We start from the raw sequence: 22130 nt of genomic DNA on the forward strand, positions 1-22130 counted from the left end.
AATTTGATATGAACGCACCTTTCTCCTATGCATCACCGACGCTCAGTGTAGATGCACTCAAGCATTCGATTGCCTATAAACTGATGTTTACTATTGGTAAAGATCCCTCTATTGCCAACAAGCATGAGTGGCTGAATGCCACCCTGCTGGCCGTGCGTGACCGTATGGTTGAACGCTGGCTGCGATCGAACCGTGCACAGCTGTCGCAGGATGTGCGTCAGGTGTATTACCTGTCGATGGAGTTTCTGGTGGGCCGCACGCTGTCAAATGCGCTGCTGGCGATGGGTATCTATGACGATGCGAAATCAGCGCTCGAAGAGATGGGCTTCGACCTTGAAGAGTTGATTGAGGAAGAGAGCGACCCGGGCCTCGGCAACGGTGGTCTTGGTCGTCTGGCCGCCTGCTTTCTCGACTCGCTCGCCACCCTCGGCCTGCCGGGGCGTGGCTATGGCATTCGCTATGAATATGGCATGTTTAAACAGAATATCGTTGATGGCCGCCAGGCAGAGTCGCCGGATTACTGGCTGGAATATGGTAACCCCTGGGAATTCCAGCGCTTTAACACCCGTTATAAAGTGCGTTTCGGCGGGCGTATTCAGCAGGAGGGCAGCCGCGCTCGCTGGGTAGAAACCGAAGAGGTGCTGGCCACCGCTTACGACCAGATTATCCCGGGCTATGATACGGATGCCACCAATACGCTGCGGCTGTGGGGAGCGCAGGCGAGTAATGAGATTAACCTTGGGAAATTTAACCAGGGTGATTACTTTGCGGCAGTGGAAGATAAAAACCACTCGGAAAACGTGTCGCGCGTGCTCTATCCCGACGACTCGACCTACTCCGGGCGCGAGCTGCGACTGCGTCAGGAGTATTTCCTCGTGTCGGCCACGGTGCAGGATATCCTTCACCGTCACTGGGCGATGCATCAGACCTTCGATAACCTGGCCGATAAAATCGCTCTGCATCTGAACGATACCCATCCGGTGCTGGCGATCCCTGAGCTGATGCGACTGTTGATCGATGAGAATAAATTTACCTGGGATGATGCGTTTGAAATCACCTGTCAGGTCTTCTCCTATACCAACCATACGCTGATGCAGGAAGCGCTGGAGAGTTGGTCGGTTGATATGATTGGTAAGATTTTGCCGCGCCATCTGCAAATTATCTTCGATATTAACGACTACTTCCTGAAAACGATTCAGGATTACTATCCGGATGACTGGGAGCTGCTGGCGCGTATCTCCATTATTGATGAGAACAACGGCCGGCGTATTCGTATGGCCTGGCTGGCGGTAGTGGTCAGCCACAAGGTGAATGGTGTTTCGGAACTGCACTCCAACCTGATGGTGCAGTCACTGTTTGCTGATTTTGCCAAACTGTTCCCGGGCCGTTTCTGCAATAAAACCAACGGAGTGACGCCGCGCCGCTGGCTGGCACTGGCAAACCCGCCGCTGTCCGATGTGCTGGACGATACCATTGGCCGCAACTGGCGTACCGAACTGAGCCAGCTCGACGAGCTGAAACAGCATATCGACTTCCCGAACTTTATTGAGCAGGTGGCGAACGCCAAACTGAAAAATAAAAAGCGTCTGGCAGCTTATATCAGTCAGAAGCTGGATGTGGTTATCGATCCGCGTGCGATGTTTGACGTCCAGATCAAGCGTATCCATGAATACAAACGTCAGCTGCTTAACGTGCTGCACGTGATCACCCGCTATAACCGGATTAAAGCCGATCCGAACGCTGACTGGGTGCCGCGCGTCAATATCTTCGCCGGGAAAGCCGCATCGGCCTACTACATGGCGAAGCATATTATTCATTTGATCAACGATGTGGCTAACGTGATCAATAACGATCCGCAGGTGAAAAATAAGCTGAAAGTGGTGTTTATCCCCAACTATGGGGTCAGCCTGGCGCAGATCATTATTCCGGCGGCGGATCTCTCTGAGCAGATCTCACTGGCGGGAACAGAAGCCTCCGGTACCAGTAATATGAAATTCGCGCTTAACGGTGCGCTGACCATTGGTACGCTGGATGGGGCAAACGTTGAGATGCAGGAGCATGTGGGTAAAGAGAATATCTTTATCTTCGGCAACACCACGCCGGAGGTCGAAGAGCTGCGCACTAACGGCTATAACTCACGTGAATATTACGAGAAGGATGAGGAGCTGCGTCAGGTGCTGACGCAGATTGCTACCGGCGTATTCAGTCCGCAGGAACCCGGGCGCTACCACAATATCTTTGATTCACTGGTGAGTCTTGGCGATCACTATCAGCTGCTGGCCGATTATCGTAGCTATGTGGATACGCAGGATAAGGTGGATAAGCTGTATCGTAATCAGCAAGAGTGGACACGCTGTGCGGTGAACAATATTGCCAATATGGGGTATTTCTCGTCGGATCGTACCATTCAGGAGTATGCGGATGAGATCTGGGGAATAAAACCGATAAGATTGTAATCAGAGTCAGACAGGGCGAGGCATGCCTCGCCCCACCATTACATAATGTAGGGGGTCAGGCACGCCCGACCCGTTGGTATTATGATGCCAGCGACAACGCCGCTGGTTTCTTGCCGTGGGCGGCCAGCCATGCGGCGATCCGCGCCTGCTGCTCATCGTTCAGCCACATTCCCTCTTTCGTGCGGCGCCAGATAGCATCGTCGGTCACGCGAACCCATTCATTTTCCACCAGGTAACGCAGCTCCGCCTCGTAGAAGTGGTGACCAAACAGCTCGCCCAAATCTTCCAGGCTGGTGGCATCTTTTAGCAGCAGCTCGGTATTACTGCCGTAGGTACGCGCATAGTGGCGCGCCATCGCTTCGGTAATAAACGGGAAACGACGACGCAGGGTCGCTGCATAATCTTCACGGGTTCCGGCAAAGTTACCGCCCGGCAGCACACAGCTTTTCGTCCAGGCCGCACCGATATTCGGATAGTATTTGCTCAGTTTCTCCATTGCGTGCTCGGCCAGCTTACGATAGGTGGTCAACTTACCGCCGAACACCGACAGCAGCGGCGCCTGTCCTGCATCATCATGCACATCCAGCGTGTAATCGCGGGTGATGGCCTGTGGAGAATCTGACTCATCGTCGCACAGCGGACGTACGCCGGAGTAAGTCCAGACGATATCGCTGCGACCCAGATCTTTCTTGAAGTGAGCGTTAAACACCTTCAGCAAATAATCGATTTCGTTGTCGTCGATCTTCACATTCTGCGGATCGCCCTGGTACTCAACGTCGGTGGTACCGATAATTGAGAACTCATCCATCCATGGAATGACGAAGACAATGCGGTGATCTTCGTTTTGCAGAATATAAGCCTGCTTCTGGGTATGGACGCGCGGCACCACAATATGGCTGCCTTTAATCAGGCGAATGCCGTACGGCGACTTCAGCTTCAGGCTATCGTCAAACAGCTGTTTGACCCACGGGCCAGCAGCGTTCACCAGGCCTTTGGCCTGCCAGGTGAAGGTTTTACCGCTATCAATATCTTCAGCCTCTACCGTCCACAGACCATTTTCACGCCAGGCGCGCGTCACACGGGTACGGGTACGTACTTCGCCGCCGCGCTTCTCAATTTCCTGCGCATTAAGCACCACCAGGCGGGCATCGTCCACCCAGCAGTCAGAATATTCGAAACCGCGCACGATTTCCGGCTTCAGCACCGAGTCTGAGCCAAAACGCAAACCTTTACTGCCCGGCAGGCTGGTACGTTTACCGAGGTGATCGTACATAAACAGCCCAACGCGAATCATCCAGGCCGGACGCAGGTGCGGGCGGTGTGGCAGGCGGAAACGCATCGGGAAGGCGATGTGGGGTGCCATTTTCAGCAGCACTTCACGCTCGGCAAGCGCTTCACTCACAAGGCGGAATTCATAGTGTTCCAGATAGCGCAAGCCACCGTGGATAAGTTTAGAGCTGGCAGAAGAGGTGGCGCAGGCGAGATCTTGCGCCTCCAGCATCAGCACTGACAGGCCGCGTCCTGCGGCATCAGCGGCAATGCCAGCACCGTTAATACCGCCGCCGATTACGATCAGGTCTTTGGTTTCCACGTCATCTCCTCCGATGTTCGGAATCTTTCAATAATGTTCGTTTTCGAGCATTATATTAATCGCAAACCAACATTGACGCCAGCGTTAACCAAATAAAAACAATTATGCGTGATGCAGGTAACAAATTTGCTGCAAGAAAAGTATATACCCTCTCTTATTACCGGGTTATTGTGCGCGCGCTTCAGGCTACAATGGGGGATATTTGGTCACTTTTTTATCTTTTGACGAGAACCCACCATGGAACAATTTGAGTGCATCAACGTGCAGCAGGCGCAGCAGAAACTCGCGGAAGATAACGCGCTGCTGGTTGATATTCGCGACCCCCAGAGTTTTGCTGCGGCTCATGCCAGCGGTGCCTTTCATCTGACCAACGATTCACTGCACGATTTTATCTCTCAGACTGCGTTGACCAGCCCGGTGCTGGTGATGTGCTACCACGGCAACAGTAGCAAAGGTGCCGCCCAGTACTTGCTCAATCAGGGTTTTAGCGCTGCCTATAGCATCGATGGTGGTTTTGAAGCGTGGCGTGCTGCTTTCCCGCAGCAGATAAGCTCGCTGTAACGCTTGCCTTGTGGCCGGGCAGCGCGCTTTCCTCTGCACGCTGTGAGGGGAAAACGTTATACTGCCGGTTTGTCCGCTTTGTCTGGTCTGACTGAAAGGAAGTCGCTTCTACTATGCGCATCACCCATTTTACCCACCTGCGCCCGGCGCAGGCGTTTGTTGACTACATGGCGACGCGCGGCGTGACGCTGCGTATTGAACATGACAATGGTTACACCCTGTGGCTGGATGACGAATCGCAGCTGACGGTGGTCGAAAACGAACTTAACCAGTTTATTCGTGACCCCAATCACGTGCGTTATCAGGCGGCAAGCTGGACATCAGGCACTACCGACAGCGGTATTCACTATCAGCATGTCTCGCTGATGGAAAACCTGCGCGAACGCGCCGGGGTATTAACGCTGACGGTTATGGCAGCCTGCGTGCTGGTATTTATTATGATGCAGGTGCTGGGCGATGGGGCGGTGATGCGTCTGCTCTCGTGGCCTGATGCCGACCAGCACTTCGAAGTGTGGCGCTGGTTCAGCCATGCTTTGCTCCACTTCTCGCTGTTACACATTCTGTTTAACCTGGTATGGTTTTGGTATCTTGGCGGCACGCTGGAGAAGCGACTTGGCAGCGGCAAGCTGTTTGTGATTATGCTGATCTCTGCGCTACTTAGCGGCTGGATGCAGGCTAAGTTTAGCGGCGTGCTGTTCGGTGGACTTTCCGGCGTGGTCTATGCCCTGATGGGCTATTCCTGGCTGAGTGGTGAGCGCGATCCTGAACGCGGGATCTTCCTGCCTCGGGGGTTGATGGCGTTCGCTGTCCTCTGGCTGCTGGTGGGATATTTTGGCTGGTTTGGTTTGTCGATCGCCAATGCAGCGCATGTTACGGGGCTGGTGGTTGGGCTGGCAATGGCGTTTGTCGATACGCGTCCGGGTAAACGTTAAAAGGGGAAGAGTGTGAAGCAGACACAACGACATGATGCCATCATCGATTTGGTGCGCCGTCAGGGATATGTCAGTACCGAAGAACTGGTGGAGCATTTTAACGTCAGCCCGCAAACTATTCGCCGTGACTTAAACGACCTGGCGGAGCATAACAAAATTCAGCGCCATCACGGCGGAGCAGCGCTGCCTTCCACGTCGGAAAATACCGCCTGGCAGGATCGTAAAATGATGTGGTCGGCTGAGAAGGCGCGTATTGCTCAACGTGTTGCCAGCCAGATCCCTGACGGGGCCTCGCTGTTTATTGATATCGGTACCACGCCGGAAGCGGTGGCCCATGCGCTGATGAATCACAGCAATCTGCGTATCGTTACCAATAACCTGAATGTGGCGGTGCTGCTGATGGCGAAGCCCGACTTCCGCCTGATCCTCGCCGGCGGCGAAGTGCGTACCCGTGACGGTGGAATTATGGGGGAAGCTACCCTCGACTATATCTCACAGTTCCGCCTTGATTACGGCATTCTCGGTATCAGCGGCATTGATATGGATGGTTCACTGCTCGACTTTGACTACCACGAAGTGCGCACTAAACGCGCCATAATCGAAAATTCGCGCTGTGTCATGCTGGTGGCCGACCACTCTAAATTTGGTCGTAACGCGATGGTTAACCTCGGCAATATGGGGCTGATTGACTATCTGTTTACCGACCAGGCACCACCGCCCAGCGTTATGAAAACTATCGAACAGCACGAAGTTCATCTGGAACTTTGCTAACCGCCTGAGGCGGCCGAAAAAAAGGCCGCCTGCCACTGGCGCGTTTAACGAATTCACTCATACTTAAACCAGAGTCTCTTTTTCCCTCTCCTTCCCCTTGCCGGGCGTGCAGCCTGTTCTGCACCCTATGACCGTGCGCTTTATCCGGGCTGCCTGGCCCGGTTAGTTGTATCCCTCTAGTTGTATTTTTTGCTTTTTTTTCGCTCATCGCATTCTGCGGTGAGCTTTTTTTCGTATTGGCGTCTTAACTGTAAGGTGCCCTTTGTCACATTTTCGCCTACCTATTAAGAGGGACTGTATGTCGCAACAGAAATTCAATAAGTCGCGCTTTAACGCAGCTCTGACACGACAGTGGCAGCATCTGGGCTACACCGACGCCGCAGAGATGACCGCCCACCAGTGGTGGCAGGCTATCAGTAGCGCGCTGGCGGAAATGCTGGCGGCGCAGCCTCCGGCTAAAGCTGCGAAAAATCAGCGCCACGTTAACTATATTTCCATGGAGTTTCTCATTGGCCGTTTGACCGGAAATAACCTGCTGAATCTGGGCTGGTATGACGAGGTTAAGGCTGCGCTGGCGGAACATCAGTGCAACCTCAGTGAGCTGCTGGAGGAGGAGGTCGATCCGGCTCTGGGCAATGGCGGGCTGGGCCGCCTGGCAGCCTGCTATCTGGATTCGATGGCCACGGTCGGTCAGTCAGCAACGGGTTACGGCCTGAATTATCAGTACGGTTTATTCCGTCAGTCGTTTGAGGATGGTCATCAGACTGAAGCGCCGGATGACTGGCAGCGCGAACGTTATCCGTGGTTTCGCCATAATGCCGCCCTGGATGTCAGCGTTGGTATCGGCGGGACGATAATAAAAAACGCCGACGGGCATATCTCATGGCATCCGGCGTTTACCCTGCGCGGCGAAGCCTGGGATCTGCCGGTTACCGGCTATCATAACGGCGTGGTACAGCCGCTGCGCCTGTGGCAGGCGACGCACGCCCATCCGTTTAACCTCACGCTGTTTAACGATGGCAAATTCCTTGCCGCCGAGCAGCAGGGCATTGACGCGGCGAAGCTGACCAAGGTGCTTTATCCCAATGATAATCATCAGGAAGGTAAGCGTCTGCGCCTGATGCAGCAATATTTCCAGTGCGCCTGTTCGGTGGCCGATATCCTGCGCCGCCATCACCTTGCCGGGCGCAGTGTGCATACGCTGCCGGACTATGAAGTGATTCAGCTTAATGATACCCATCCCACCATCGCCATTCCGGAGATGCTGCGCGTGCTGCTGGATGAACACCAGTTAAGCTGGGATGAGGCCTGGGAAATCACCAGCAATACCTTTGCTTACACCAACCACACGCTGATGCCGGAGGCGCTGGAGCGCTGGGATGAACGGCTGGTTCGCACCCTGCTGCCGCGCCATTTTATTCTGATTAAAGAGATCAACCGGCGCTTTAAGAAAGTGGTGGAGAAGCAGTGGCCGGGCGATGAGGCGGTCTGGGCAAAGCTGGCGGTGGTGCATGATAAACAGGTGCGAATGGCCAATCTCTGCGTGGTGAGTGGTTTTGCCGTAAATGGTGTCGCCGCGCTGCACTCTGAGCTGGTGGTAAAAGATCTGTTTCCGGAATATCACCTGCTGTGGCCGGAGAAATTCCATAATGTGACCAATGGCATTACGCCGCGTCGCTGGCTGAAGCAGTGCAATCCGGCGCTGGCCGATCTGATTGATAAGACGCTGAACGTCGAGTGGGCAAATAATCTCGACGCGCTAAAAGGCCTCGAGGCGTTTGCCGACAATAAAGCGTTCCGCGAGCAGTACCGGAAAATTAAGCACGCCAACAAGCTGCGGCTGGCGGAGTATATCGTGCAGCGTACCGGTATTGTGGTCAATCCGCATGCGCTGTTCGATGTGCAGATCAAACGCCTGCATGAGTATAAGCGCCAGCATCTTGGCCTGATGCATATCCTCTCGCTGTATAAACGGCTGCGCGAGGATCCTGCGCTCGATGTGGTACCACGCGTATTTCTGTTCGGAGCTAAAGCTGCACCGGGTTACTACCTGGCGAAGAATATTATCTATGCCATTAACAAGGTGGCAGAGAGGATCAATAACGATCCGCTGATAGGCGACAAACTCAAGGTGGTGTTTATTCCTGACTACCGCATCACTGCCGCTGAACTGATGATCCCGGCAGCCGACCTCTCCGAGCAGATCTCGACCGCCGGGTATGAAGCTTCCGGCACCGGCAATATGAAGCTGGCGCTCAACGGCGCGCTGACCGTGGGCACCCTTGACGGAGCCAATGTGGAAATCGCCGAACAGGTCGGTGAAGAGAATATCTTTATCTTTGGCAATACGGTGGACGAGGTAAAAGCGCTGAAAGCCGGAGGCTACAATCCGCTGAAGCTGCGCAAAAAAGATAAACATCTTGATGGTCTGCTGAAAGAGCTGGAGAAGGGCTTCTTCAGCGACGGTGATAAGCACGCTTTCGATTTGATGCTGCACAGTCTGGGTAAAGGCGGCGATCCGTGGCTGGTTCTGGCTGACTTCGCCAGCTACTGCGAAGCACAGCTGAGGGTGGAGGCACTGTATCGCGACAGTGAAGCCTGGACTAAAGCGGCGATTCTGAACACTGCCCGCACAGGGATGTTCAGTTCCGATCGCTCCATTCGAGATTATCAGCAGCGTATCTGGCAGGTAAAACGGCCCGGGAGAGGCGATGGACTTAAAAAAGCTTGAGCAGGCCGCTGCGGCGGCTGGTATTGCAGCGAAATATATTAATGCACGTGGAGAGCCTGAAGAGGTTAGCCCTGACACGCGTGAGAAGCTGCTGGCGGCGATGGCCGCACGGCCAAAGGCGCGCAGCGCTCCGCTGCCACCCTGTCAGGTGCTGCTGAAAAAGCGCACTCAACAGCTGCAAATAGGCGGTAAGGGGGAGTATCAGTGGCAGTTTAACAGTGAACAGGGCAAAGCTTATTACGGCGAAATCTCTGCGGGAGAGATGCTGAAGCTGCCGTCGAATCTGCCGGAAGGCTATCATCAGCTGCTGCTGACGCAGAGGAAAAAGCAGTGGGCGTGCCGGATTATCGTCGCGCCAAAACGCTGCTATGAACCCGCAGAGTTGCTACGTGGCGATAAGCTATGGGGTGCCTGTGTGCAGCTCTACACGCTGCGCTCCGCACATAACTGGGGAATCGGTGATTTTGGCGATCTGAAGCGTATGGTCGGTGAGATCGCGACGCGCGGTGGGGCCTTTATCGGCCTTAATCCAATCCACGCGCTTTATCCTTCGCTGCCTGAAAATGCCAGCCCGTACAGCCCATCGTCACGCCGCTGGCTGAATGTCATCTATATCGATGTGGCTGCGGTAGCAGACTTCCAGCAGAGCGCGGCGGCCCAGCGCTGGTGGCAAAAAAAGAGCACTCAGCGGTTGCTTAAAAGCGCACGGGATACGGACTGGGTCGACTATGCCGCGGTAGGGGAGCTGAAAATCCACGGTCTGCGGCTTGCCTGGCAGCAGTTTTCCACGCGCGATGCCCAGGACGCCAGCGTGCTGAACTTTGCTACCTTTATTAAAGCTGGCGGTGACAGCCTGTTGAACCAGGCCGCTTATGATGCGCTGCACTGCACCCTGCTGAAGGAGGATCCGGCGCTTTGGGGCTGGCCGGTGTGGCCGGAAGCGTTACAGCACGGTGACCAGGACGCGGTACGGCAGTTTTGCCAGGATCACCAGGACGAAGTGCGTTTCTGGCTGTGGCTGCAATGGCTGGCGAGCTGTCAGTTTGACGAGTGCTGGCAGTGCTGCCAGCAGCATCGGATGCCGGTGGGGCTTTACCGTGATTTAGCCGTCGGCGTGGCTGAGGGAGGAGCGGAAACCTGGTGTGACCGCGAGCTGTACCGCCTGAAAGCCTCGGTGGGCGCACCTCCGGATATTCTCGGCCCGCTGGGGCAGAACTGGGGGCTGCCGCCGATGGATCCGCACGTGATGACGGCACGCGGCTATCAGCCGTTTATCGATCTGCTGCGGGCCAATATGGCAAGCTGCGGTGCGCTGCGTATCGACCACGTGATGTCGCTGCTGCGGCTGTGGTGGATCCCTTACGGTGAAACGGCCAACTTCGGTGCCTATGTTTACTATCCGGTGGACGATTTAATGGCGATCCTTGCGCTGGAGAGTCAGCGCCATCAGTGCATGGTGATTGGTGAGGATCTCGGTACCGTGCCGGTGGAGATCGTCAGCAAGCTGCGTGATAGCGGCGTCTATTCGTGGAAGGTGCTCTATTTCGAACAGGAGAGCGACGGTCGTTACCGTGCGCCGTCGGACTGGCCGCGTCAGTCCATGGCCAGCGCCACCACTCACGATCTGCCAACGCTGCGCGGTTTCTGGAGTGCCGGGGATTTAACGCTCGGGGCAACTCTTGGCGTCTATCCGGATAAGTTGATTCTGAAAGGGCTGTTTGAGCAGCGCACCCGGCAGAAACAGGCATTGCTGGAGGCATTACATCACTATGGCTGCGTGCCCAAAAGCTGCGCTAAACGTGCCGATAATATGATAATGACGGCGGTACTGAACCGTGGATTACACCGCTTTATTGCCGACAGCAACTGTGCACTGACCGGGCTGCAACCGGAGGACTGGCTGGATATGGCAGCGCCGGTAAACGTGCCGGGTACCACCGATCAGTATCCCAACTGGCGGCGTAAACTGAGCACTACCCTGGAGGCGATGTTTGCCGATGATCGCGTTAATCGTTTGATTAAGGATGTTGATAAACGACGCAGGAGATGAGCGCGGCGCAGCGCGGATGTGATGTCGTGGCGCTTTTAAAACCCACCGCGTGTACTGTCTGGCCTCAGATCTGAAGCCAGACAGTCGCCACAAAACTCTTTGCTACATTGATGGCGTATTATGGCGTAAAGGCTTTAAAAATCACCGAACCATTAACACCGCCAAACCCAAAACCATTCACCAGCACGTTACGGATGGTGGTCTGCTGCGCGTTATTTCGCACAATATTCAGCCCTGCTGCGGCACTGTCCAGATCTGTGACGTTAAGTGAAGGGGGAGCAATCTGCTGACGCATCGCCATCAGCGAGAAGATCGCGCCCACCGCTCCGGCGGCACCCAGCAGATGTCCGGTAGCAGATTTGGTGGAAGAGATCGCCGCATGTGCGCCGTCGCCCAATACGCGCAGCAGTGCGTTGATCTCGGCCAGATCGCCCACCGGAGTAGAGGTGGAGTGCGCGTTGATATAATCCACATCGCTGCCCGTCATTCCTGCCTGCTGAAGCGCAATGTTCATGGCACGGGCGGCACCGTCACCATCTTCCGGTCCGGAAGTAATATGGTAGGCATCTGAGGTAGTGCCGTAACCCACGACTTCACCCAGGATGGTTGCGCCGCGGGCCTGAGCACGGGTCAGCTCCTCCAGTACCAGCATCCCGGCACCTTCTCCCATGACAAAACCATCACGGCCCTGGTCGAACGGACGTGAGGCCTGTTCCGGGTGCTCATTGAAAGCGGTTGAGAGTGCACGCGCCGCCTGGAAACCGCCAAGCGATACCGGGTTAATGCAGGATTCACAGCCGCCAACCACGGCGATATCTGCATCGTCATAGCGAATAGCACGGAAACCGTCGCCGATACTTTGAATGCTGGCGGCACAGGCGGAAACCGGCGTCCCCAGCATCCCTTTGAATCCATATTTGATTGCCACGTGTGAGGCGGCAAGATTGGCAATAAACGAAGGAATAGTGAAGGGTGACAGCTTGCGGCTGCCTTTTTCAGCCACGGTTTTCACCGCATTGCTGATGGCGTGAAAACCGCCGATACCGGTGGCAATAATGGTGGCGGTGCGCAGACGCGCGGCTTCCGTCAGATTATGCAAACCTGCCTGGGTAATAGCTTCTTCAGCTGCCGCCAGCGCCAGATGAATAAAACGGTCTGCTTTACGCTGCTCTTTCACCGGGATAAGCGCGGCGATATCGAAGCCGTACTGCGGATCTTCTTCAATGGAAGGAACCTGCCCGCCGATGCGGATTGGTGTATCACCGTGTGCCTCTGCCGGGAGGTGGCGAATACCGGACTGCCCGGCGATCAGCCGCTGCCAGCTACCTTCCACGCCATTGCCCAGTGGGCTGATTAAGCCCATACCAGTGATCACGACTCTTCTGCCAGTATTGTTCAACATGATGACCTGTGGGTTACGAAAACAGATTTCAGTGTACACGTGTAAGCTGAAAGATCCAGTGACAATCATGCCGTAAATAATCAATAGCAAAAAAAAGCGGAGGTTATCAGGGGGGAGTTAAACGCAGGGAGCTGCAAAAAAAAGGCCGGATAACCGGCCCTCGGGGGAATCAGTAGAACGAGTGATCGCCGCGCTCGTGTTCTGTCAGGTCGCGTACGCCTTTCAGCTCAGGGAACGCAGCCAGCATCTCTTTCTCGATGCCTTCTTTCAGGGTCACATCCACCATGGAACAGCCGTTACAGCCGCCGCCAAATTGCAGGATGGCATAACCTTCATCAGTGATTTCCATCAGGGAAACTTTACCGCCGTGGCTGGCCAGCTGCGGGTTGATCTGCGCCTGCAACAGGTACTCAACGCGTTCAATTAACGGGGCATCGTCGTTCACTTTACGCATTTTTGCGTTCGGCGCTTTCAGCGTCAGCTGTGAACCCAGGTTATCCGTCACAAAGTCGATTTCAGCTTCTTCCAGATACGGGGCGCTCAGTGCATCCACGTAGGCTGACAGCAGCGGGAATTTCAGTTCAGTATCGGTTGCTTCTACTGCATCGGGCGGGCAGTAAGAAACACCGCACTCGGCAGTTGGCGTACCCGGATTAATCACGAATACACGAATTTGGGTGCCATCTTCCTGCTTTGACAGCAGTTTAGCGAAGTGCTCTTGGGCAGAGTCGGTAATTAGGATCATGGCGATTGCTCAATAGTTGACTAATTTCATTGGTTATAATACGCCCATCACCGACGCTCTACAAGGTTCGGCACAGGCACCAGATCTGTACGCTGGCAGCGCCGTGGGCCAGCAAAAGGCGGCTGATCTCGGCAACGGTACTGCCGGTGGTCACCACATCATCCAGCAGTGTGATATGCAGTCCGCGCACCTCAATTTCAAGTCGAAACGCGCCGCGTAAGTTTTTACGCCGCGCCAGTGCACCCAGATGATGCTGAATATGCGCGGCGCGTATGCGTGTAATGGCACGGGGTAAATAGCGACACTGCGTCCAGCGTGCCAGCTGGCTGGCGATCTCTTCTAACTGATTATAGCCGCGCTGCCATGCCCGGCGATGATGCAGTGGAACTGTCAGCAGCAGGTCGGGGCGTTGCAGCACATATTTACGCCGCTGCTTCAACCAGCATAGCAGTAACAGGCGGGCCAGCATTACCGCAAGTGCGGTGGCACGATAAAACTTCAACCGGTTCACCAGCCGGTTCAGCGGCGGCTGCCAGGGGGTGACTGCGATCATCCGCTGCCACGGCGGCGGGCGGCGCAGGCAGCGACCACACTCGATATTGGTCTGACTGCTGGATAGCCCGCAGCGCGGACAGCCGCAGGGCAGCGCCAGAAGCTGACGCAAACAGACCGTACACAGCCCGTGCTGTGCGAGTGTGAGCGGCATCAGACATAGCCAACAACCCGCTGGCATTGGTAGCATGGCGACCTCTTAATTCAAAAAACAGGACAATAACCCATGAAGGCGCTTCACCGGGAGACTATTGGCCACGGCGATCGCCATCTTGTGCTGCTGCACGGATGGGGGCTGAACGCCGGGGTCTGGCATTGCATCAGCGATCGACTCAGCGCACATTTTTGTCTGCACCTGGTGGATCTGCCTGGCTATGGTCGTAGCCAGGGTTACCCGGCGATGACGCTGGATGAGATGGCGGCGACGGTGGTAGCGCAGGCGCCGGAGCAGGCGATCTGGCTCGGATGGTCCCTCGGCGGCCTGGTCGCCAGCCAGATCGCGCTGGACTTCCCGCAGCGCGTAAGCGGCCTGATAAGCGTTGCCTCCTCGCCGCGTTTTAGCGCGGAGGATAGCTGGCCCGGTATTAAGTCAGAGACACTGAGTGCTTTTCAGCAGCAGTTAAGTGAGGATTTCCAGCGTACCGTCGAGCGTTTTCTGGCGTTGCAGACGCTGGGAACCGAGAGTGCGCGGCAGGATGCCCGTGCGCTGAAAAGCGTGGTCTTTGAACGCCCGATGCCAGCGGTTGAGGTGCTGAATGGTGGGCTTGAGATTCTGAAGACGGCAGATCTGCGACAGGCGCTTGTCGGTCTGCCACTGCCATTCTTACGACTTTACGGTGCGCTGGATGGATTAGTACCGCGAAAAATTGTCCCGCTGCTCGACGGGCGCTGGCCTGACAGCCGCAGCCATATTATTGCCAGGGCTGCGCACGCGCCGTTTATCTCTCATCCGGCAGAATTTTGTCAGCAGATTATCGATTTCAGTGATGCAGTGTGGCCCTGAGTGCCATTCTGTTTACGGGGTATTAATGGGGATCAAAACATTACCTTCTGCAACAATTCACTGATTTACCGCTTTTCATCCAGGGGATGATAATCATCAGGGTAGCGTTTTTTTGCTACCAAAGTTAGCTGGAGTATTGGCCTAAGGAGAGGACAAATATGAAACAGATTATCGTCACTGCCGTTCTGTCACTCGCTGGCCTGCTGGCATTTAATGCCAGTGCGGCACAGGAAATTACCCGCCAGCAGGCGCTGGATATGAAACTGGAGAAGATCGGTACCGTAACCACCAACTCCACCCTTGATCCGATGGATGCAAACGCGCGCCTGTCTGAGAAAGCGGATGCGAAGGGGGGGAAATACTACGTGATCATTGCCGCCCAGCAAGGGAATCACGATCACGCGCTGGCCGACGTATATAAATAAACGCCTTATCTGCCTGCCGCTGGTGGGCAGTTTCAGACCTTCAGCCAGCGAAATTCCCATGCTTTCAGCAGCAGCGCCTGCGTACCGTCAAGTCGATCGCCACTGGCGATATCACGATACCAGCGCCCCTCCGGCAGCATCATATTCACCTCTTTACTGCTCAGGTTAAACAGGCACCAAAGGGATTCCTGCTCTTCTCGCGCCTGACGTTTCATCACCAGCAGTGAGTTGTCGCTATCGATAATCATCATCGGGTTATCCGGATGAAAGGCAGATTGCTGAGTGCGTATCTGAATCAGCTGGCTCAGGGCGTAGTAGACCCGCTGGCGCAGAGAATCTTTCTCCATTAACGCCGGTTCGATATCGCTGATGGCGTATTTCTGACGGTTAATCGCCCGGTTGTATCCGGCGGCTTTCACCCCGTCCACATCGTTACGCGAGCCTAAAATACTCTGGATATAGATGGCCGGGACGCCGGGAAAGGCCAGCAGCAGCGCATGAGCCAGCAGGAAACGGCGCAGGCGTGTATCGTCATCATCCCCTTTTTGATTCAGCGCATCCATATAGGTGACGTTGATCTCATAAGGGCTGGTGGTGCCGTCAGGATTATTTTTATAAGAGATCAGCGCCCCTTCCATTGCCAGGTCGCGCACCAGGGAGACAATCTCAGTTTCCGGCAGGATGCCGCGCAGCGGATTAAGGCCGATGCCATCATGGGAGGCGAGGAAATTAAAGAAGGTGGTACTGCCGTTGCTGCCGTCCAGAGTGGAGGCCCACTGGCGCAGAGCACGTGACGATCCGTAATGGATGGCGTGGAGTACCAGCGGTGGCAGTGAAAACTGGTAGACCATTTGCGCTTCGTCACGGCCATTGCCGAAATAACTGATGTTATCTTTGTGCGGCACGTTAGTTTCGGTCAGCACCACCGTACCGGGGGCGACTTCATTGGCAATGGCGCGAAATAATTTGACCAGCTGGTGGGTTTTTTCCAGATGAATGCACGAAGTTCCAGGGGTTTTCCACATATATCCCACCGCATCCAGCCGCAGGTAGTCAGCCCCTTTTTGCAGATAATCGAGCAGCACGTTCACCATGGCGAGCAGCACTTGCGGATTGGCAAAGTTCAGGTCGATCTGATCGGCGCTGAAGGTGGTCCAGACAAAGCGTGTTTCACCGTCAGCCATCTCGAAAGGCGTCAGCAGCGGTGAAGTGCGCGGGCGGGTGACGGCGCTTAAGTCGGTGGTGGGCGGCATACTGATAAAGAAATCATCCCAGCCGGGATCCTGTGCCAGGTAGTGCTGAAACCAGGCGCTGCGCGATGACATATGGTTGCAGACAAAATCAAACATCAGCCTGGTGTGCTGGCGCAGGTCAGCAACGTCCTGCCAGTCACCGCAGCGGGGATCCACCTGATGATAGTCAATAACGGAAAAACCGTCGTCGGAAGACCAGGGGAAAAATGGCAGCAGATGAACCAGGTTAAAGCTGGCCTGCAGATGCTGCTGCCAGAAGCGGGAGAAAGTGTTCAGGGTGGGAGTATTTTCTTCATAAAACTGATCGGCGTAGGTGATCAGCACCACGTCTTTTTCGTCCCAGTGCGCCTTACGCGGCTGGCAAATACTCTCCCGCGCATCGGCAATTAGCGCATGCAGCCGCTGTAAGCATGATGGCGGGAAAGTGTAGTCGTAGATCTTATCTATTAAGTTATTGATAATATCCATTATTATTCGGATGCCACCACGAGTGAAAAATTCAGACGTTATTTTTCACTGTAGACGCTGGTCACAAAATCGCAACCTGCATCAGTGGCAGCTACCGTTTTTAGCGCAGTTCTGGCAGCCTCCGCCGCTGCTGATTGTCGTTACCGGAATCAGCGCAGGAGAAATGCGGATGTGGCGCAGACCGGCCAGAATCACGGCGTTGAACAGCAAAACGATGGCGATGATCAGGCTGCTGCTGCCCGGATGCTGATGGAAAGTGGCGATCTGATAAAACAGTGCTGAAAGCGAATACGCCAGATTCAGACCCCACATAATCGAAAACATCATCCAGCGGTTGCTGCTCTCACGGGCGAGGGCACCCATGACTGATACGCAGGGTACATACAGCAGCACAAAGATCAGGTAGCTGTAGGCGGCGATATCGCTGCCAAATTTAGTGTGCATGGTGCCCATCGGGCCGCTGGCCATCTCCGCATCCCCTTTACTGGCTTCAATGGGGTTGGCGAGGACGCTAAGGCTGAAGGTAGCTTTGACACCCTGCCAGGTCTCGTTTACAGCATCACGCAGTTGGGCGATCAGGCTGAACTGGTCGGGATCAAACGGCTGCTGATGCAGTGCTTCGGCGGTGTAGAGGGTATTCAGCGTACCAACGACCACTTCTTTCGCCATTGCCCCGGTTATCAGGCCGACGGTGGCCTGCCAGTTATCACTATGAACGCCAATAGGAGCCAGCAGCGGTGTGATCGCCTGGCTGACGCTGGCCAGAGCGGAGTCGTTCAGGCTGCTGACGGCCTTGCCGCTAAACGAAAAACTATTCAGTGCACCAATAAACATACTGACCAGCACAATCACTTTCCCTGCACGCAGCACAAACCCGCGCAGACGCTGCCAGGTCTGCAACAGCAGGCTCTGTGCATGAGGGACGTGCCAGAGAGGAAGCTCCATCACAAAGGGGCTGGCGGTACCGCGCATCAGCGTATGTTTCAGCAGCAGGCCGGTGGCGATGGCCGCGCAAATCCCTAAAAGATAGAGGCTGAATACCACCACCGCCCCCCGCTGGCCGAAAAAGGCCGCTGCAAACACGGCGAAAATAGCCAGGCGTGCACCGCAGGAGATAAACGGAGCCATCAGCATGGTGATCAGCCGTTCCCGTGGCGCATCCAGCGTACGCGCCGCCATTACTGAAGGCACATTACAGCCAAAACCGACAATCAGCGGGACAAAGGATTTACCTGGCAGGCCAAGCGCCTGCATCAGCCGATCGATCACAAATGCTGCCCGCGCCATATAGCCCGAATCTTCCAGCAGGGAGAGGAACAGATACATCATGCCGATTTGCGGCACCAGCGGCATCACGGTATTAATCCCACCGCCGATGCCCTGTGCCAGAAACAGCGTCAGCCATGATGGCATATGCAGCGTGGCACCGAGCCACTGCGTGCCCTGAATAAAGATAGCCGCAGAACCGATATCAAACAGCGGCTGGAGTGCGCCCCCAAGATTGATGGCAAGGAAGAACATCATATACATCACCAGCAGAAACACGGGCAGGCCCAGCCAGCGATTCATGGTCAGCCGATCGAGATACTGGCTGAAACGAGAGCGGCTTCCCGCTTCACGAATCACTTTTTTACACAGCACCTCAAGGCTCTGATAGCGGCTGCTGGCAATGGACTGGGCCACGTCATCCCCCAGGCGATCAAGGATGGCGGGCAGCAGCTGTGCCGCCTCAGGCATCTGCTGCTGGCTCCAGATGTCACCTTCCAGCATATGCAGCGCCAGCCAGCGTTTTTGCTGCGCAGGCGTGGATGAGGGCATTGCAGCCATCAGCTCGCGTACCGCCTGTTGCAGCGGCTGTGGGTAGGGGGCGTCCAGCGTAGTGGGCTGACGTGAATAGCGGTCGATGACCTTTTTCAGACCATCAATACCGCGCCCGCGAGTGGAAACCAGCGGTACCACCGGGCAGCCCAGCGCATCCTCCAGCGCCTGAAGATCCAGCTCTGTCTTCTGGTTTTCAATAATATCCAGCATATTCAGCGCCACGATACAGGGCTGACCCATCTCCAGCAGTTGCAAAGTCAGATAGAGATTACGTTCGAGATTGCTGGCATCCACCACATTGATGACCAGGTCAGCTTCACCGCCCAGCAGATACTGGCAGGCAATCTGTTCATCCAGTGATGCCTGAGCCGAAAGCGTGGTGAGTGAGTAACACCCCGGCAGATCAACTAACCGTACCTGATATTCTGCCGTCGTAAACTGCCCCTCTTTACGCTCAACGGTCACCCCGGCCCAGTTCCCGACGCGCTGGTGCGATCCGGTAAGCTGGTTAAACAGTGTGGTTTTGCCGACGTTCGGATTGCCGGTCAGAGCGATAGTCGTGGTTTTCATGCGATATCTCCGGCGGCGTGTATCGCTTCAAGCTGGAGCAGGTTGAGATCTTTTTTACGCAGCATCAGGCTAACGTGGCGAGTTTCAATATGCAGCGGATCGCCCAGCGGCGCGACGCGAACCAGCTGAAAAGTAGAGCCAGGCAACAGGCCCAGCGCCATCAGCTTCTGGCGGAATGCTGGGTTGATGGATGCTGAAAAACCGGCGATTCGATAGGAGTGCTGTGGGGTAAATTTCATTGTCTGTACCTGCTATGGAGCGTGGTAAATAAACACTGAGAATTTTAATGAGAGTGATTCTTGGTCACATTGATATGGAGCAACATATATCGCGGGGAGGGGGAGATATTGGGAAAAAGAGCGGGCCGTGAGGCCCGCGAGTAGAATCAGCTTTTCTTGCCAAACGCGGCAGCCAGCGCATCGCCCATTGCGCTGTTGCCCGCTGGCTGGGCAGCAGGGCGTTTGTTGTTGGTTTTTGCCGGACGCGCGTTATCGCGATCGGGGGCTTTGTTACCGCCGCCGCGTCGTGAGCTGGTTTCGCCTGGCTGCTCGTCAAGGCGCATAGTCAGAGCGATACGTTTACGCTGTAAATCCACTTCCATCACTTTCACTTTGACCACATCACCGGCTTTCACCACTTTGTGCGGATCATCAACAAACTTATCGGAAAGCGAGGAGATATGTACCAGACCATCCTGGTGAACGCCGATATCAACAAAGGCACCGAAGTTGGTGACGTTGGTGACGGAGCCTTCGAGCACCATGCCTGGCAGCAGATCGTTCATGGTGTCGATGCCGTCAGCAAACTGTGCGGTTTTAAACTCAGGGCGCGGGTCACGGCCTGGTTTTTCCAGCTCTTTAATAATGTCGCTAACGGTTGGAACACCGAAGCGTTCATCGGTGAAATCGACGGCCCGCAGATTACGCAGCTCAGTCGGGTTACCCATCAGATCGTTCAGCGCCTGCTCAGTGGCGGCGAGAATGCGCTGGACTACCGGGTAGGCTTCTGGGTGAACCGTGGAGGCATCCAGTGGGTTATCACCCTGGGTGATACGCAGGAATCCGGCGCACTGTTCAAAGGCTTTTGGCCCAAGACGGCCCACTTTCAACAGCTGCTGGCGGTTCTGGAAGCGGCCATTTTCGTCACGCCAGGCGACAATATTCTGCGCGATCATTTTACTTAGCCCCGCCACGCGGGTCAGCAGCGGCACTGATGCAGTATTGAGGTCGACGCCCACGCCGTTAACGCAGTCTTCTACCACCGCATCCAGTTTTTTCGCCAGCTGACTCTGACTGACGTCATGCTGATACTGGCCGACACCAATGGATTTCGGGTCGATTTTTACCAGCTCTGACAGTGGATCCTGTAAGCGGCGGGCAATGGACACTGCTCCGCGTAGCGAGACATCAAGGCCCGGGAACTCCAGCGCAGCCAGTTCGGAGGCGGAGTAAACCGAAGCTCCGGCTTCACTGACGATCACTTTCTGGCCCTGTACCTGCGGGAACTGTTTCTGTACGTCCAGATAGAAGCGCTCAGTTTCGCGCGAGGCTGTACCGTTGCCGATGGCGACCAGCTCAACCTGATGTTTAGTACACAGCGCTGCAACGGCAGCCGCAGCTTTAGCCGTCTGGCCGGTGTGAGGATAGATGGTGTCGGTGGCGACCAGTTTACCGGTGGCATCCACCACGGCGACTTTAACCCCGGTGCGCAGGCCCGGATCAAGGCCCATAGTCGCGCGCATACCCGCCGGAGCGGCCATCAGCAGGTCGTGCAGGTTACGGGCGAAAACGTTGATTGCTTCGTCTTCCGCACGTTCACGTACGGTGCCCATCAGCTCGGTTTCGAGGTGCAGCAGCACTTTGATGCGCCATGTCCAGCTGACCACGGCTTTACGCCAGGCGTCCGCCGGGGCGTTATTCAGACGCAGATTGAGATGGTCGGTGATGATCTGCTCACCATGGCTTTCACGCGGCGGCTCGTCGAACTGCGGATCGGCATTCAGCGCCAGCTGTAAGATGCCTTCGTTGCGGCCACGGAACATCGCCAGTGCACGGTGTGAAGGCACGGTAGATAACGCTTCGTGATGGTCGAAATAGTCGCGGAATTTTGCGCCTTCTTCCTCTTTACCTTCGATTACACGTGCGACCAGGTGAGCATTTTTCCACAGGTAGTCACGTACTTTCGCCAGCAGACCGGCATCTTCTGCGAAGCGTTCCATCAGAATATAGCGTGCCCCATCCAGCGCGGCTTTAGTATCAGCCACGCCTTTATCGGCATCGATATATGTGGCGGCCAGCTGCTCAGGATCGTGAGACGGCTCCTGCCACAGGGTCTCCGCCAGCGGTTGCAGGCCCGCTTCAATGGCGATCTGCCCGCGTGTGCGGCGCTTCTGTTTGTAGGGCAGGTAGAGGTCTTCGAGTTCGGTTTTACTCAGGGTGGCGTTGATGGCGGCTGCCAGTTCGTCGGTCAGCTTTCCCTGGTCGGCAATGGATTTCAGAATGGACTGGCGGCGGTCGGCGAGTTCGCGCAGGTAACCCAGGCGGGTTTCCAACTGGCGCAGCTGGGTATCATCCAGTCCACCGGTCACTTCCTTACGATAACGTGCGATAAACGGCACGGTATTCCCTTCGTCCAGCAGGCGAACAGCAGCTTCAACCTGTTCTGCTCTGGCCTGCAGCTCACTTGCAATCAGGCGGCTCAGTGAATCATTCATCATTATTGGGTTACTTTTTAGCTAAAGAAATTGGCAACAGTTATACGGATTGCAGAAGCATAATGCCAGCCATCAGGCGGAGAGAG

16 protein-coding genes are annotated in these 22130 nt (G+C 55.5%); 8 read left to right on the forward strand and 8 right to left on the reverse strand.

From position 1 onward, the window contains the following. Nucleotides 1-8 precede the first annotated feature (8 nt). On the forward strand, nt 9-2456 hold the full coding sequence (gene glgP, locus GN242_RS01405; RefSeq protein ID WP_154754361.1) for a glycogen phosphorylase: 2448 nt from the start codon (nt 9-11) through the stop codon (nt 2454-2456). A 79-nt stretch (nt 2457-2535) separates the two neighbouring features. Here glgP and glpD read toward each other — a convergent pair whose 3' ends face one another. Beyond that, complete coding sequence (gene glpD / locus GN242_RS01410) at nt 2536-4047, reverse strand: glycerol-3-phosphate dehydrogenase (protein ID WP_156286810.1); 1512 nt, start codon at nt 4045-4047, stop codon at nt 2536-2538. A 237-nt stretch (nt 4048-4284) separates the two neighbouring features. Here glpD and glpE point away from each other — a divergent pair, with 237 nt between their 5' ends. The 5 genes from glpE to malQ all read left to right on the forward strand — a co-directional run bounded on the left by glpE (nt 4285) and on the right by malQ (nt 11092). Then, on the forward strand, nt 4285-4608 hold the full coding sequence (gene glpE / locus GN242_RS01415; protein ID WP_154754362.1) for a thiosulfate sulfurtransferase GlpE: 324 nt from the start codon (nt 4285-4287) through the stop codon (nt 4606-4608). Nucleotides 4609-4721: 113 nt separating this feature from the next. Then, nucleotides 4722-5540 (forward strand): rhomboid family intramembrane serine protease GlpG, encoded by an 819-nt coding sequence (gene glpG / locus GN242_RS01420; protein WP_154754363.1) that lies wholly within the window; start codon nt 4722-4724, stop codon nt 5538-5540. Nucleotides 5541-5552: 12 nt separating this feature from the next. After that, entirely contained in the window at nt 5553-6311 is a 759-nt protein-coding gene (locus GN242_RS01425; protein WP_156286811.1) for a DeoR/GlpR family transcriptional regulator, read from the forward strand. Nucleotides 6312-6609: 298 nt separating this feature from the next. Further along, a complete protein-coding gene (malP, locus tag GN242_RS01430; protein ID WP_156286812.1) occupies nt 6610-9042 on the forward strand; it encodes a maltodextrin phosphorylase in 2433 nt (810 codons plus the stop codon). Further along, nucleotides 9023-11092: a 4-alpha-glucanotransferase gene (malQ, locus tag GN242_RS01435; RefSeq protein ID WP_154754365.1), complete on the forward strand. Its 2070-nt coding sequence runs from the start codon at nt 9023-9025 to the stop codon at nt 11090-11092. The genes malP and malQ overlap by 20 nt, the downstream gene beginning before the upstream one ends. Before the next feature lie 118 nt (nt 11093-11210). On the opposite strand, the gene fabF is transcribed toward malQ, so the two are convergent. From fabF to gntX, 3 genes are all read right to left on the reverse strand, one after another. After that, nucleotides 11211-12494, reverse strand: a complete 1284-nt coding sequence (gene fabF / locus GN242_RS01440; protein WP_154754366.1) for a beta-ketoacyl-ACP synthase II — start codon at nt 12492-12494, stop codon at nt 11211-11213. A 169-nt stretch (nt 12495-12663) separates the two neighbouring features. Beyond that, nucleotides 12664-13239, reverse strand: a complete 576-nt coding sequence (nfuA, locus tag GN242_RS01445; protein WP_154754367.1) for a Fe-S biogenesis protein NfuA — start codon at nt 13237-13239, stop codon at nt 12664-12666. 58 nt (nt 13240-13297) lie between these two features. Beyond that, nucleotides 13298-13981: a DNA utilization protein GntX gene (gene gntX / locus GN242_RS01450; RefSeq protein ID WP_154754368.1), complete on the reverse strand. Its 684-nt coding sequence runs from the start codon at nt 13979-13981 to the stop codon at nt 13298-13300. A 36-nt stretch (nt 13982-14017) separates the two neighbouring features. Here gntX and bioH point away from each other — a divergent pair, with 36 nt between their 5' ends. After that, nucleotides 14018-14794, forward strand: coding sequence for a pimeloyl-ACP methyl ester esterase BioH (gene bioH / locus GN242_RS01455; RefSeq protein ID WP_154754369.1), 777 nt, complete (start codon nt 14018-14020; stop codon nt 14792-14794). Between the two features lie 158 nt (nt 14795-14952). Continuing rightward, the gene (locus tag GN242_RS01460; RefSeq protein WP_154754370.1) at nt 14953-15219 is read left to right on the forward strand and encodes a YdgH/BhsA/McbA-like domain containing protein; all 267 of its coding nucleotides are present in this window, start codon (nt 14953-14955) and stop codon (nt 15217-15219) included. Nucleotides 15220-15251: 32 nt separating this feature from the next. Here GN242_RS01460 and GN242_RS01465 read toward each other — a convergent pair whose 3' ends face one another. The 4 genes from GN242_RS01465 to GN242_RS01480 form a co-directional block, all read right to left on the reverse strand. Then, complete coding sequence (locus GN242_RS01465) at nt 15252-16940, reverse strand: sugar phosphorylase (protein WP_154754371.1); 1689 nt, start codon at nt 16938-16940, stop codon at nt 15252-15254. Between the two features lie 81 nt (nt 16941-17021). Then, on the reverse strand, nt 17022-19331 hold the full coding sequence (gene feoB / locus GN242_RS01470) for a Fe(2+) transporter permease subunit FeoB (RefSeq protein ID WP_156286813.1): 2310 nt from the start codon (nt 19329-19331) through the stop codon (nt 17022-17024). After that, on the reverse strand, nt 19328-19570 hold the full coding sequence (gene feoA / locus GN242_RS01475) for a ferrous iron transporter A (RefSeq protein WP_154754373.1): 243 nt from the start codon (nt 19568-19570) through the stop codon (nt 19328-19330). Before feoA ends, feoB begins: the two co-directional genes overlap by 4 nt. Nucleotides 19571-19716: 146 nt before the next feature. Continuing rightward, entirely contained in the window at nt 19717-22047 is a 2331-nt protein-coding gene (locus tag GN242_RS01480) for a Tex family protein (RefSeq protein ID WP_154754374.1), read from the reverse strand. Nucleotides 22048-22130 lie beyond the last annotated feature (83 nt).

The sequence above is a fragment of the Erwinia sorbitola genome, from assembly GCF_009738185.1.
GTDB lineage: Bacteria > Pseudomonadota > Gammaproteobacteria > Enterobacterales > Enterobacteriaceae > Erwinia > Erwinia sorbitola.